At 56.9% G+C, this 13,364-nt stretch carries 10 protein-coding genes and 1 tRNA gene; 4 read left to right on the plus strand and 7 right to left on the minus strand.

Annotated elements, in window-relative coordinates; translation table 11 throughout:
• Window positions 1-1,635 carry a citramalate synthase gene (cimA, locus tag I9182_RS03045; RefSeq protein WP_209596385.1) on the minus strand — a complete coding sequence of 545 codons (1,635 nt, stop codon included), beginning with the start codon at window positions 1,633-1,635 and terminating at the stop codon, window positions 1-3.
• On the minus strand, window positions 1,635-3,032 hold the full coding sequence (gene cysS / locus I9182_RS03050) for a cysteine--tRNA ligase (RefSeq protein WP_209596387.1): 1,398 nt from the start codon (window positions 3,030-3,032) through the stop codon (window positions 1,635-1,637). The genes cimA and cysS overlap by 1 nt, the downstream gene beginning before the upstream one ends.
• A 219-nt stretch (window positions 3,033-3,251) precedes the next feature.
• Here cysS and I9182_RS03055 point away from each other — a divergent pair, with 219 nt between their 5' ends.
• Together I9182_RS03055 and I9182_RS03060 are read left to right on the plus strand one after the other, a co-directional pair.
• Window positions 3,252-3,596 carry an MmcQ/YjbR family DNA-binding protein gene (locus tag I9182_RS03055; RefSeq protein ID WP_209596389.1) on the plus strand — a complete coding sequence of 115 codons (345 nt, stop codon included), beginning with the start codon at window positions 3,252-3,254 and terminating at the stop codon, window positions 3,594-3,596.
• A 56-nt stretch (window positions 3,597-3,652) separates the two neighbouring features.
• Window positions 3,653-4,837 carry a pyridoxal phosphate-dependent aminotransferase gene (locus I9182_RS03060; protein WP_209596391.1) on the plus strand — a complete coding sequence of 395 codons (1,185 nt, stop codon included), beginning with the start codon at window positions 3,653-3,655 and terminating at the stop codon, window positions 4,835-4,837.
• A gap of 6 nt (window positions 4,838-4,843) precedes the next feature.
• Here I9182_RS03060 and I9182_RS03065 read toward each other — a convergent pair whose 3' ends face one another.
• Entirely contained in the window at window positions 4,844-5,362 is a 519-nt protein-coding gene (locus I9182_RS03065; protein ID WP_348540370.1) for an outer membrane beta-barrel protein, read from the minus strand.
• 414 nt (window positions 5,363-5,776) lie between these two features.
• Here I9182_RS03065 and I9182_RS03070 point away from each other — a divergent pair, with 414 nt between their 5' ends.
• Entirely contained in the window at window positions 5,777-7,321 is a 1,545-nt protein-coding gene (locus I9182_RS03070; protein WP_209596395.1) for a trimethylamine methyltransferase family protein, read from the plus strand.
• Between the two features lie 52 nt (window positions 7,322-7,373).
• Here the strand turns inward: I9182_RS03070 and I9182_RS03075 are convergent, their stop codons facing one another.
• Window positions 7,374-7,619: a hypothetical protein gene (locus I9182_RS03075; RefSeq protein ID WP_209596397.1), complete on the minus strand. Its 246-nt coding sequence runs from the start codon at window positions 7,617-7,619 to the stop codon at window positions 7,374-7,376.
• A gap of 543 nt (window positions 7,620-8,162) precedes the next feature.
• Window positions 8,163-11,783, minus strand: a complete 3,621-nt coding sequence (locus I9182_RS03080; RefSeq protein ID WP_209596400.1) for a vitamin B12-dependent ribonucleotide reductase — start codon at window positions 11,781-11,783, stop codon at window positions 8,163-8,165.
• A gap of 540 nt (window positions 11,784-12,323) precedes the next feature.
• On the opposite strand from I9182_RS03080, the gene I9182_RS03085 reads away from it, so the two are divergent.
• Window positions 12,324-12,758: a hypothetical protein gene (locus I9182_RS03085; RefSeq protein ID WP_209503828.1), complete on the plus strand. Its 435-nt coding sequence runs from the start codon at window positions 12,324-12,326 to the stop codon at window positions 12,756-12,758.
• Between the two features lie 14 nt (window positions 12,759-12,772).
• On the opposite strand, the gene I9182_RS03090 is transcribed toward I9182_RS03085, so the two are convergent.
• A tRNA-Pro gene (locus I9182_RS03090) sits at window positions 12,773-12,849 on the minus strand.
• Between the two features lie 43 nt (window positions 12,850-12,892).
• Complete coding sequence (locus I9182_RS03095; protein ID WP_209503827.1) at window positions 12,893-13,360, minus strand: DUF192 domain-containing protein; 468 nt, start codon at window positions 13,358-13,360, stop codon at window positions 12,893-12,895.
• Window positions 13,361-13,364 lie beyond the last annotated feature (4 nt).

Consider the following 13,364-nt stretch of genomic DNA (forward strand, 5'->3'; position numbering starts at 1 on the left):
TCACTCGGCTGCTGCCTTTTTCGGATCACAGTCGCGCACCAGTTTCCACTGAATCGCATCCAGAAGCGCCTCGAAAGACGCATCGACTATGTTCGCGCTGACGCCCACGGTCGACCAGCGCCGCCCCTGACCGTCTTCGCTGTCGATGATGACACGCGTGACCGCTTCGGTGCCGCCTTGCGTAATACGCACCTTGAAGTCGACCAGACGCATATCTGACAGCACCTGCGAATACTGGCCCAGATCCTTAGCCAGCGCCTTCGCAAGGGCGTTCACTGGCCCTCTGTCGCTGCCTGACTCGTCCATGGATTCACTCACAGACAGCTTCTTTTCACCATCCACTTTTACGACAACAACGGCCTCGGATAGGCTGACCATCTTGTTGTATTTGTTCTTACGCCTTTCAACGGTGACTTTGTAACGCTTGACCTCGAAGAACTCAGGTAACTGACCCAGCTCTTCCCGCGCCAGCAGTTCAAAACTGGCCTGAGCGGTGTCATAGGAATATCCATCCGCCTCGCGGGCCTTTATCTGGTCAAGGATGCGGCCAAGTGCGGGGTCACCTTCTTCAACACGTAAACCGGCCTCGGTCAAACGCTTGCGCAGGTTTGACTGACCAGCCTGGTTCGACATCGGAATGATGCGGGAGTTCCCGACACTTGCGGGTTCCACATGCTCATATGTCGATGGATCCTTGAGGATCGCGCTGGCGTGCAGTCCGGCCTTATGCGCAAAAGCCGACGCCCCAACATAAGCCGCCTGCTTGCTGGGCACCCGATTCAAAACATCATCCAGCATCCGGCTGATGCGGGTCAAACCAGCCAAAGCCTCACGGCTGACACCAATATCAAACTGCGACGCATAGGGTTCCTTCAGCAACAGCGTCGGTATCAAAGCGGTCAGATTTGCATTGCCGCAACGCTCGCCCAAACCATTCAATGTGCCCTGAATTTGCCGTGCACCTGCCTCAACAGCAGCCAGAGAACAGGCAACGGCATTTTCGGTGTCGTTATGGGTGTGAATGCCCAGCCGATCACCGGGCAGCCCGGCTGCGATCACCTCGAATACGATCCGCCCGACCTCGGACGGCAAAGCGCCACCATTTGTGTCACACAGGACAACCCACCGCGCGCCCGCCTCAAGCGCTGCGCGACAAACATCCACGGCATATTCCGGATCGTCCTTGTAGCCATCAAAGAAATGTTCCGCATCAAACAGCGCTTCACGCCCCTGCGCGACGATATGCGCGACCGAGGCACGCACGTTTTCCGTGTTTTCTTCCAGTGAAATGCCAAGCGCGTGGGTGACGTGATAATCATGCGACTTGCCGACCAGACAAACAGCCTGCGTTCCCGCATTCATCACCGCAGCCAGCACATCGTCATTCTCGGCTGATCGTCCTGCGCGTTTGGTCATGCCGAACGCCGTCAACCGGGCCGAGGTCTTTGGGGCCACCTCGAAAAACGCGCTATCGGTCGGGTTGGCGCCGGGCCAACCGCCTTCGATGTAATCCACGCCCAATGCGTCCAGCGCCTGTGCGATCTGCACTTTTTCAGCGGTCGAAAACTGCACGCCCTGTGTTTGCTGCCCATCGCGCAGGGTTGTGTCGTAGAGGTAGAGGCGTTCCTTGGTCATCAGACCTCCTCCAGCTTGGCAGCGTCAAAACCGGCGCCCGGCACCAGTTCGACACCTTCCTTGCTCATTCGAACCTCAAGCCCCGCCGCTACATATGCTGCCTTCAAGCGATCAACTTCCGAGAAGTCCTTGCTTTGCATCGCGGTGGCTCGTGCTTTCGCCAAACGGTCCGCATGGGCGGTCAGGTCGACAGATGCGGTATCGGCCCAGTCGCCCATCTCAGGCATAAGCAAACCCAGCTGTTGCGCACTTGCCAACAGGCCTGCGGCGTCACCATCTGAAGCCAGACGGTAAAGCTCGCTCATGGCACCTGCCGTATTCAGATCGTCACTTAGTGCTGCGATGACTTCAGGTGCCGCGCTGGCGGCAGGTTCGATACCTGCTGTCAGCGCCCGCCATTTGCGCAGCGTCGCCTCGGCCTCATGGGCCTTTTTCTCGGTCCAGTCCATCGGCTTGCGGTAATGCGTCTGCAAAAAGACAAAGCGGATCACTTCGCCCGGAACGCCCTGCTCCAACAGATCGTGCACGGTAAAGAAATTACCCAGCGATTTGGACATTTTCTTTCCTTCAACCTGCAACATCTCGTTATGCAGCCAGACCCGCGCGAATTCGCCATGCGGGTGCGCGCATTTGCTTTGGGCGATCTCGTTCTCATGATGCGGGAACATCAGGTCGTTGCCACCACCATGGATATCAAAGCTCTCGCCCAGCAGTTCATAGCTCATGGCTGAGCATTCGATGTGCCAGCCCGGACGTCCCCTGCCCCATGGGCTGTCCCAGCCCGGCAGTTCATCGGTCGAAGGCTTCCACAACACGAAATCCATCGGGTTTTTCTTGTATGGTGCCACCTCGACCCGCGCACCTGCGATCATGTCATCGACCGACCGGCCAGACAGCTTGCCATAGCTTTCTTTCCACCTGTCGACTGCGAACAGAACATGGCCTTCGGCGGCATAGGCGTGGCCCTTGGCGATCAGGTCTTCGATCATCGCGATCATCTGGGCGATATACTGGGTCGCGCGTGGCATCTGGTTGGGTTCCAACGCTCCCAACGCCCCCATGTCGTGCAAGTACCAGTCGATGGTCTCGTCCGACCGCTCCTGCACCAATTGTTCCAGCGTGCCTTCTGCACCAGCCTGCTTGCGCGCCAGCGCCGTCGCATTGATCTTGTCGTCCACATCGGTGAAGTTGCGCACATAGGTCACATGCTTTGCGCCATAAACGTAGCGCAAAAGGCGATAGAGCACATCGAAAACAACCACCGGACGGGCATTACCCAAATGGGCGCGGTCATAGACCGTTGGGCCACAGACATACATCCGCACGTTTTCAGGATCGATCGGTACGAAGTCTTCCTTCGTCCGCGTCCGTGTGTTGTGCAGCTTGATCGTCGTCATCGGTCGGGCTCCTAAGAAACAGCAAAGGCTTGCGCGTTGGCGCGGGCTTAGCAACTTGTCTCTGGGATGAAAACGAAAGAAACCGGCCCGCTTGATAAATCAGCAGGTAATGCAGCAGATTATGATGCAGGTCACCGGGTTCATGGGACATCGGTTAGCATGGGATCATTCGCAAGCCAAGTGTTGAGTTTGCCACCCCCGTTGGGCACAGTGCCAAACATGGACCGAGATTTCGTCAATTCCATCTGCAAAACGCTTCCCGGCGCTGAACTTTCCGATCCCTGGGGCGGTGGCCATGACGCCTGGAAAATTGGTGGCAAGATGTTCGCCTGTATCGGAATCGCAAATGACGGTGTTTCCGTCAAAACGCCCGATATCGAGACGGCGCAGATGCTGATAGACGCCGGGATCGGCGTAAAAGCCCCCTATTTCCACCGCAGCTGGGTGCGTCTTCCGTTTGACACCGGCGCTGACGAAATGCGCCATCGTTTGACTGTGTCCTATGACCTTGTCCGCGCATCATTGACCAAAAAACTTCAGGCCTCGATAGCGCCGCGAAGCTGATTGACAAACGCCCGCCGCTCTGTCCCATTCAGCGCAGAGTAACCGGGACCCTTGTCATGGAATTGTCCAAGCGCATCACGCAGATCACCGGCGGCAGCGACGGGTGGGAGGTGTTCAACCGCGCCCGACGGATGCTGAATGAAGGGCATGCCGTGACAGAATTGACAATCGGCGAGCATGACGTTCGTACTGACCCGTCGATCCTGCACGCTATGGACCTGTCAGCCCGCAACGGTCACACCGGTTATGCCACGGTGCCCGGAACAGATTTGCTGCGCGATACGGTTGCTGCCCGGGTTCAGTCCCGCACAGGCATCCCAACGACGCGCAACAATGTACTGATCACGCCCGGTGGGCAGTCCGCCCTGTTCGCGGCGCATATGGCGGTATGCGATCCCGGCGACACCGGGCTGTTTCTGGACCCGTATTATGCCACCTATCCCGGGACGATTCGCGGCGCCGGGGCCATTGCCCGCGCTGTTCGGACCGCTGCAGAGGATGCATTTCAACCGCGCGCCGATTTGATTGATGCAGCCGCGGAGGGCGCGGTTTCGCTGTTGATCAACACGCCGAACAACCCAACCGGAGTGGTGTATTCCCGTCAGTCACTTGAAGCCATTGCCGATGTTTGCCAACGCCGTGACCTGTGGCTGATATCAGACGAAGTCTATGACACCCAGATCTGGGAGGGCGAGCACCTGTCCGCCCGCGCGCTGCCCGGAATGGCCGACCGTACCTTGGTGATTGGATCAATGTCCAAATCACATGCCATGACCGGGTCCCGATGCGGGTGGATCGTTGGTCCGGAATACGTGATCCGTCACCTGATAGATCTGGCTACTCACACAACCTATGGCGTACCGGGGTTCATTCAGGACGCGGCCAGCTTTGCACTGACCGCAGGACACGAACTTGAAAACAAGATCGCCGCGCCATTCCGTCGCCGCCGTTCATTGGCGATAAACGTATTGGCGGCACAGAACACAGTGGGGCTCGTCCCGGCGCAGGGTTCTATGTATCTGATGCTGGATGTGCGGGCGACCGGCCTGACGGGTGAAGAGTTTGCGAACGCCCTGCTGGACACTCATGCGATTGCCGTCATGCCGGGCGAAAGCTTTGGCAAAGCCGCTGCAGGGCACATTCGTGTCGCCATGACCGTGGATGATGAGAAATTTGTCAGTGCCTTGAGAACCCTGTGCGCGTTTTCAGCACAACTCGCCAAGCGACACGCGGCTGAATAGCCGCATCTAAAACCGAAATGTCGTACGCAGGTTGAAAACATTGGTGTCCAGACTGCCGCTGGATCGGGTGACATCGTCGAAATTCTGCCGCAGCGCTTCACCGCTGATAACGAAATTCTCGCCAATCGGGTAGGCCAATCCGATCCCGTAAACGGCGGCTGTGTCACTGTCGACCGATGTATCAGCCCGCGCCGCGCCTACGACCACGTATCCCAGAGCGTTACCGAAATCATATCCGCCACGCAGCTTCAAGCTGGTCATGCTGTCGAGACTGCCCTGAGATTGGCCAAGGTTCAGGGACAGCCGATTATACTCCAACTCACCGCCCAGCACAAAATTCCCAAAATCCTGATCATAGCCCAGATGCGCACCAAAGGCCGTATCATCGCCATTTGCACCACCCGGACCATCGGCATCTGCAAATCCAAAACTGAAACCGGCATACCCGCCAGTCCAGTCCTCGGCGGCAACAGGGTCAGCACCGGCGAACATTATCGCAACAACAAGGACGGAAAAAGGTTTCACAGTCGGGTTCAATGCAACACCGCTCTGGTTTCGATCAGAGGCATGACTTCAATTCAATCTGTGGCCTACTGGTTCATAATTCAACTCACAGGCGCAGGCCTCAGAAGTAAGTGAATGCAGTGTAACAGATTCCCGCCAAAATGGGTGAAAATATCGGCGCATGATTATCTGGCAAAGTGACGGCGAGATTTGTCCGCGTGAATAATTTTCAAAGGTCGCAAATAGAACAGATTGTGTCGCAGTGTTTTGGAATGCTCGCGCAAGACGTTGAGGGGCAAAATGGCAGACGACGACTGGAAAATCAGCCTGATCAGCCGCACCATTGGGGCAGATCGTGGGCGTGCCGCACGAGGACGGCCGTAAAGGTGTGCTTGCTGACACCTTAAGACATCACTCAACGACCGGATTCTTGAAATGAACGACCAACCCCGCAATTCTTCGCGCAGTGGCGGCCGTGCCGCGCGCCGAGCTGCCCGTGCAACTGCACTGCCCGAGCACCTGCGACCTGTCCGCCCCGGAATGGAAGGCGGCGTCCTGAATGTACTGACACAGGCACAGATCGAACGCATCCACGAAGCAGCACTGACCGCGCTTGAAACCATTGGCCTGGCGGACGCGCCGCAAAGTGGCATTGACTATCTGGTCGGTGCGGGCTGCACCTTGGGCGACGATGGACGTATCCGTTTCCCCCGTGCCCTTGTCGAGGACACGGTTGCTAAGGCGAACCGTTCAGTCACTTTGTACAGCCGGGACGGTAACACCGATCTAGAACTGTCGGGCACCAAGGTGCACTACGGTACGGCCGGAGCGGCCGTGTCCATGGTCGACGTCCACGGTCGGGAATATCGCCATTCCACCGTGCAAGATCTGCACGATGCCGCACGCATCTGCCAACAGCTTGATAATATACACTTTGTGCAGCGGCCAATGGTCTGTCGTGACATCGCGGACAACCTCGAAATGGACCTCAACACGATTTACGCATGCTGTTCAGGGTCATTCAAACACATCGGGACATCTTTCACCGAACCAAGCCACGTCGCTCCAGCGATGGAGATGATCTATATGATTGCGGGCGGTGAAGACAAATTTCGCGAACGACCCTTCGTGTCGAACTCGAACTGCTTTGTTGTTCCTCCAATGAAATTCGCAACCGAAAGCTGCGAAGTGATGGAAGCATGCATCAAGGCCGGAATGCCTGTCTTGCTGCTATCTGCTGGTATGGCCGGAGCCACAGCGCCGTCGACCATCGCCGGTGCGATCACGCAAGCAACTGCGGAATGCCTGGCGGGATTGGTTTATGTTAATGCCGTAAGTCCCGGTGCTCCGGCGATTTTTGGCTCCTGGCCGTTTGGTTTGGACCTGCGAACCGGTGCCATGTCGATCGGTTCAGGGGAACAGGCCCTTCTGACTGCCGGATGTGCCCAGATGCACCGGTTCTACGACCTTCCGGGCGGAGCTGCGGCTGGCGCATCGGATTCGAAACTGCCCGATATGCAAGCCGGATGGGAACAGATGTGTTCGAATGTCATGGCAGGTCTGTCCGGTCTGAACATGGTATATGAGGCAGCCGGGATGCATGCCTCGTTGCTGGGGTTCTGCCTGGAAAGTCTAATCCTCAGCGATGATTTGATCGGACAGGCGCAACGCTGTGTACGCGGGATCGAAGTGACGGATGACACGCTGGCACTGGATCAAATGGCGGCGGTATGCATGGGCGGCCCAGGCCACTATCTGGGAACTGACGCAACACTGAGCCGGATGCAGTCAGATTACGTCTATCCGACATACGGAGATCGCTCCTCACCGAAAGAGTGGGTGGAGCTTGGCAAGCCCGATCTGGTGGAAAAAGCCGTAGCAAGGAAAGAGGAAATCCTTTCCACCCCTTCCCCAGCAAGGTTCGACCCGGTTCTGGACGCCGAACTTCGGAAAAAATTCAAAATCCATCTTCCCGCTTAAGTTGATGGAAAAGGCGGCCCGAAAGGGATCGGGCCGCCTGTTCATACAATGCCTACCCGTCGCTGGGCGGCAACAATCCTGCCTCCTGCGCGATCGCGACCTCGTCTGCATCCAGCGCTCCGTCACCATTGGCATCCATGGCCGAGAAGGTATCGGCGTTGACTTCCGGTACGACTGCCTGAATTTCCTCGATGGTCAGCAGACCATCACCGTTGGTATCGGCTGAGGATTGGGCCGAAGCAACGCCGGGCAAGCCCAGAACGGCCATGGAAAGCCCGATCAAATAATGCGATTTCATTTCAGTGCCTCCTGAAAGGTGTGTTTGTGTTTACGTCCGGACGACGCCCAGAAGCACATGACCCCCCCTGCGCGTCACGCGCTTTGGTAGAGTTTCGTGATTTCACGCCAATCTTTGCGTGTTTGCCCGAGTCGGGTTTGCGGCCCTCCGCCTGAAGAAGCCGGCAAAACCTGTATCGGCGGCTCTTGCCCGACAGGACCACCTCAATCCGGCAATGTGGCGCTTATCCGGGACGACTCGGAAGGACAAAAAAGAAAGGGGGCCGAAGCCCCCTGTCAGTTTCGCCTTCCAGGCTCATTTCGTTGACCGCCCGGTGTTTTTTTGCCTGCGGCCTGGACTGCGCATGGGGCGAGCGCACCCGCCCCGTGAAAGAGTGGGAGGGAGCAAATATTCCGCCCCACCCTGTTCCCGGCCAACACGGGCATGTCGGCCGAGTGGAGAAAGGTCACTTGGTAAGTCTCAGACCTGTTCTCCTTATTCGTCGGGGTCGGTTACTTAGGGCAGCGTCCGACCCCTACGCCCCGGGGCGCCGGGGCGCTAAAGTCAGCTACACCCGCTTGTCGCGCCGCAGGTATTGCACTTCATGCAAGTGCCGTTACGCACCAGCGTGTAGTTTCCGCATTCGCCACAGGGGTCGCCCTCATAGCCCTGCATCTTGGCTTTGGTGCGGGCGTCCATCCCGGTTGCCACTGCCGTTTCGGTGGCAGGCGCTTCGAACACAGTTGCCGTTTCCGACATTCCGGCCACGTCGCCATAACTGCCGTTTAACACCATCAGATCCTGCGGCAGACGCTTGCGAAGATACCCTGTCGAGCTGATTTGTTTCAACACTTCCAATGATTTGGATGCCGCAGTTTCACTGATTTCCGAGACGTTGGAAACGCCTTCCTCTTCTCCGCGGCCAAGATCATCAAAGGTAGCACCCTCGGGTTTCACATGGGCGAGATCGGTACGGTCCAGATAAGACACGGCCAGTTCGCGGAAGATGTAATCCAGGATCGAGGTTGCGTTCTTGATCGAGTCGTTGCCCTGCACCATCCCTGCCGGTTCGAACTTGGTAAAGGTGAAGGCGTCGACAAACTCCTCCAGCGGCACGCCATATTGCAGACCGACCGACACGGCGATGGCAAAGTTGTTCATCATCGCCCGGAAGCCTGCGCCTTCCTTGTGCATGTCGATGAAAATCTCGCCCAATTGACCGTCTTCAAACTCACCTGTGCGCAGGTACACTTTGTGGCCGCCAACGATGGCCTTCTGAGTATACCCCTTGCGGCGATGTGGCAGTTTCTCGCGATGGCTGCGGATCATTTCCTTGACCACAACCTTCTCGATCACCTTCTCGGCCAGAACGACGGCTTTTTCCTGAGCAGAGCCGCTTTCCAGCACTTCGGCCGCCTCGTCGTCGTCCTCGACCAGTGCTGCCGCCAGAGGTTGCGATAGCTTCGAGCCGTCGCGATACAGCGCGTTGGCCTTCACACCCAGCGACCAGCTGAGTTCATAGGCTTTCTGGCAATCCTCGATGGTCGCGTCATTCGGCATGTTGATCGTTTTCGAAATCGCGCCCGAGATGAAGCTCTGTGCCGCAGCCATCATGGTGATGTGGCTGTCAACCCCAAGGAAACGCTTGCCTTTTTTTCCGCACGGGTTGGCGCAGTCGAAGATCGAGTAGTGTTCTTCCTTCAGATGCGGCGCGCCTTCCAGCGTCATGGTTCCGCAGACGTGATCGTTCGCTGCGTCGATATCCGCCTTGGTAAAGCCCAGATGGCGCAGCAGATCAAACGTTGGGTCATTCAGCTTGGTCGCTGGAATGCCCAGAACACCGGTGCAGAAATCTTCGCCCAGTGTCCACTGGTTGAAGACGAACCGGATGTCGAATGCGCTTTCCAGTGCGGCATCCACCTTGGCCAGCTCATTCGGGCCAAAGCCGTGGCCGGTCAGCGAGGTGTGGTTAATCCCCGGCGCGTTGCCGATGGTGCCGTGACCAACGGCATATGAAACGATCTCTTCGATCTGTGACGAGGAATAGCCCAGCTTTTCCAGCGCCGACGGGACCGAGCGGTTGATGATCTTGAAGTAACCGCCACCGGCCAGCTTCTTGAACTTCACCAGAGCAAAGTCTGGCTCAATCCCGGTGGTGTCGCAATCCATCACCAGACCAATGGTGCCGGTGGGCGCAATCACCGTGGCCTGTGCGTTGCGGTAGCCGTTTTTCTCGCCAAGGCTCAGCGCCTCATCCCAAGCGGACATGGCCAGATCGACCAGACGCTTGTCGGGGCAGTTACCATGGTCCAGAGGCACGGGCTTGACGGCCAGTTTCTCATACCCGTCGGTCACGCCTTGCGCCGCGCGGCGGTGGTTGCGGATGACGCGCAGCATATGCTCGGCGTTGCGCTCATAGCCTTTGAACGGACCCAGCTCCCCCGCAATCTCAGCCGAGGTCGCGTAGGCCACACCGGTCATGATCGCGGTCAGTGCGCCGCAGATCGCCCGGCCCTCATCCGAGTCATAGCTGTAGCCCATGTTCATCAGCAGACCGCCGATATTGGCATAACCCAGACCCAGCGTGCGGAAGTCATAGGACAGTTGCGCGATTTCCTTTGACGGGAATTGCGCCATGGTCACCGAGATTTCCAGCGTCAGGGTCCACAGGCGAGAGGCATGCATATAATCCGCCGCCTGGAACTCGCCATCCTTAAGGAAGGTCAGCAAGTTCATCGAGGCAAGGTTACAGGCCGTGTCATCGAGGAACATGTATTCCGAGCACGGGTTTGAGCCGCGGATCTCACCATCTTCGGGGCATGTGTGCCACTCGTTCACCGTGTCATGGAACTGGATGCCCGGATCGGCACAGGCCCAAGCGGCGTGGCCGACCTTTTCCCACAGATCCCTCGCCTTGACCGTCTTGGCGACCTTACCGTCAGTTCGGTTGATCAGTTCCCAATCGGCGTCTTTCTCAACAGCGGTCAGAAACGCATTGGTGACACGGATGGAGTTGTTCGAGTTCTGGCCCGAAACCGAGCTATAGGCTTCCGAATCCCAGTCCGTGTCATAGGTCGGAAATTCGATACTGTCGTGACCCTGCTTGGCATAGTCCAGCACGCGTTTGATATAAGTTTCGGGGATCGCTACCTTTTTCGCCTCGCGAACCGCCTTTTTCAGCGCGTCGTTCTTGTTCGGATCATAGGCGTCATCCGCAGATCCATCCCACGAACGGATGGCCTCGAAAATGCCGTTCAGCATCTTCTCGTGCATCTTCGATCCGGCAACGATCGATGCCACTTTCTGCTCTTCGATCACCTTCCATTCGATGAATTGTTCGATATCGGGGTGATCCGCATCGACAATAACCATCTTTGCTGCCCGACGGGTTGTCCCGCCTGATTTGATTGCGCCGGCGGCGCGGTCACCGATCTTGAGAAAGCCCATCAGGCCCGAGGATTTGCCACCACCCGACAGTGCCTCGCCTTCGGCCCGCAGATGGCTGAAGTTGGTCCCGGTGCCCGAGCCGTATTTGAACAGGCGCGCCTCGCGCACCCACAGATCCATGATGCCGCCTTCATTGACCAGGTCGTCATCGACAGACTGGATGAAGCAGGCGTGCGGCTGCGGATGCTCGTAGGCGGACTTGGATTTGGTCAGTTTGCCGGTTTTGAAGTCGACATAGTGGTGCCCTTGCGCCGGACCGTCGATCCCATAGGCCCAGTGCAGGCCAGTGTTGAACCATTGCGGGCTATTTGGCGCGGCGCGCTGGGTCGCCAGCATGTACCGCATCTCGTCAAAATAGGCGCGCGCATCCTCCTCGGTAGAAAAGTAACCACCTTTCCATCCCCAGTATGCCCACGCACCGGCCAGTCGGTCAAAGACCTGCTTAGAGGAAGTCTCGCCCTCGAATTCAGCATCTTCAGCGGGAACCGACCGCCAAAGGAATTCGGGTACGTCTTTTTCCTTAACTTTCTTCAGTTTGGACGGAACACCAGCTTTGCGAAAGTACTTCTGGGCGATTACGTCACTTGCCACCTGCGACCAGGGTGATGGAACTTCGATCCCTTCCAGACGGAATACAATGGTTCCATCAGGATTGCGGATTTCAGACGTAGCGGACACAAAATCCAGTTCTGAATAGGCATCCTGACCTGGTTTGGTGAATTTTCTTTCAATCTTCATGTCCGCAGCCCTAGTTAAATTCCGCCCAATTTTCGGTTTACGGCACTTCATATTGAGTTGCGGAGCACCACCGCAACGCCGACAGAAGCGCACAAAGGTACAGGTCGCTGCTTTGTGCAGCGAAAAAGCCGTCACTACGGCTGCACGACATTAGACTGTGCGTATCCGACCCTCGCCCGTTGCCGTCCCAGCTTGAACACCAGATATTGTGGCAATTTCTTCGGCTCATACAATCTGACGTATCTTACCATAGAAGGTCAACGCCCTTTTTCAGCCAAAATTGAAATCTTTTTTGTTGACCTGACCGTGACAGGAAGGGGGCGAGACTCAGGGCATGATTCCTCCACAGGCTTGCCCGCGGTAAGTTTTCGATCACAACCCGAAGTCTCAAATCGAATTACCGTTTTTACCAACATAGTTATCTGTAATTGATCAACCAACGCCGCACTGATTAGGTTGCAATGGAATCACCTTCGCCGGGTCTGTCGAACCCACGCTGAACGACCAAAGGTTCACTCCGGATTGAGAAAGGCCAAACGAATGAAGTTGCTTCGCTTTATCCCCGCATTGGCCTGCATCGTGGCCTGCACGCCACAAGAAATGCCCACCCCGTCACGTAGCGCACTGTTCGAAACCCATCCCAAAAGGTTATTTGAGGCTTTCGAAACCAGTTGTTCTGGTCCCGGCAAGGTCTTTGAGAAAATCGGCGAACAGGCTTTTGAATGTAGCGAGTATCTGCCCCCAAAAGCGGCGGCCTATTTGATTCTGAACTATGACGGATTTCCGCAGGACCTGCCCCAGAGTGTCATGCGCCTGACATCGTCAAAAACAGGTTCCGGCTATCGCGTCGACACACGTTCGTACTTTAAAGTACCGCAGAAAAGCGGTTTGATCGTTGAAGTACCATTGGAAAGTGACACGCTGGATCAGGCGATCAGCTCCTTGTATCGGGCGATGGGCGGAACGCCCACATGAGAATGTGAAGGAAGTGGTCGGGGCGGCAGGATTCGAACCTACGACCCCCTGTACCCAAAACAGGTGCGCTACCAGACTGCGCCACGCCCCGGACCGTGCGCCTTCCTAACGATGCCAATCTGATTTGAAAAGCCCTAACAGGGCCAAATCGCAGGGCCTTGCGAAAAAATTTCGTGCTGCATCTGAGTGCCGACGCCGATAGAGTAGCGCGCGGACAATCCCGCATTGATTTCCAGCACCGCAAAAATGGCATCACCACCTTCAATCGGTGTCAGATCGCCGGGAATCGCTCTCTCATGTACATGTGTCACCGTGCCCGTACGGTCCAGAAATATCATGTCGAGCGGAATCAGTGTGTTCTTCATCCAGAACGCGACGGGTTGCGGTGGATCAAACACGAACAACATACCCGATCGATTCGGCAACGACTCGCGAAACATCAAACCCCTTGACCGTTCCTGTGGCGTAATCGCCACTTCCACGTCAAATCGGATTGTCGCGCTGTCGTTTCGGAGTGTGACATGGTCGGCGCTGCATGCAGCAAACGCCCCCCCTGTCCACAGCGTGATCAGAAGGGTCCAGAATACCAGAAAACGAGTCATGGAA

The sequence above is a fragment of the Ruegeria sp. HKCCSP351 genome, assembly GCF_017872535.1.
GTDB lineage: Bacteria > Pseudomonadota > Alphaproteobacteria > Rhodobacterales > Rhodobacteraceae > Ruegeria.

Excerpts from the sequence above, each read along its gene's own strand:
- I9182_RS03070 (WP_209596395.1), top strand. The coding sequence starts at position 5,777 with ATGAACGACCAACCCCGCAATTCTTCGCGCAGTGGCGGCCGTGCCGCG.
- cysS (WP_209596387.1), bottom strand. The coding sequence starts at position 3,032 with ATGACGACGATCAAGCTGCACAACACACGGACGCGGACGAAGGAAGAC.
- I9182_RS03075 (WP_209596397.1), bottom strand. The coding sequence starts at position 7,619 with ATGAAATCGCATTATTTGATCGGGCTTTCCATGGCCGTTCTGGGCTTG.
- cimA (WP_209596385.1), bottom strand. The coding sequence starts at position 1,635 with ATGACCAAGGAACGCCTCTACCTCTACGACACAACCCTGCGCGATGGG.
- I9182_RS03080 (WP_209596400.1), bottom strand. The coding sequence starts at position 11,783 with ATGAAGATTGAAAGAAAATTCACCAAACCAGGTCAGGATGCCTATTCA.
- I9182_RS03085 (WP_209503828.1), top strand. The coding sequence starts at position 12,324 with ATGAAGTTGCTTCGCTTTATCCCCGCATTGGCCTGCATCGTGGCCTGC.
- I9182_RS03055 (WP_209596389.1), top strand. The coding sequence starts at position 3,252 with ATGGACCGAGATTTCGTCAATTCCATCTGCAAAACGCTTCCCGGCGCT.
- I9182_RS03095 (WP_209503827.1), bottom strand. The coding sequence starts at position 13,360 with ATGACTCGTTTTCTGGTATTCTGGACCCTTCTGATCACGCTGTGGACA.
- I9182_RS03060 (WP_209596391.1), top strand. The coding sequence starts at position 3,653 with ATGGAATTGTCCAAGCGCATCACGCAGATCACCGGCGGCAGCGACGGG.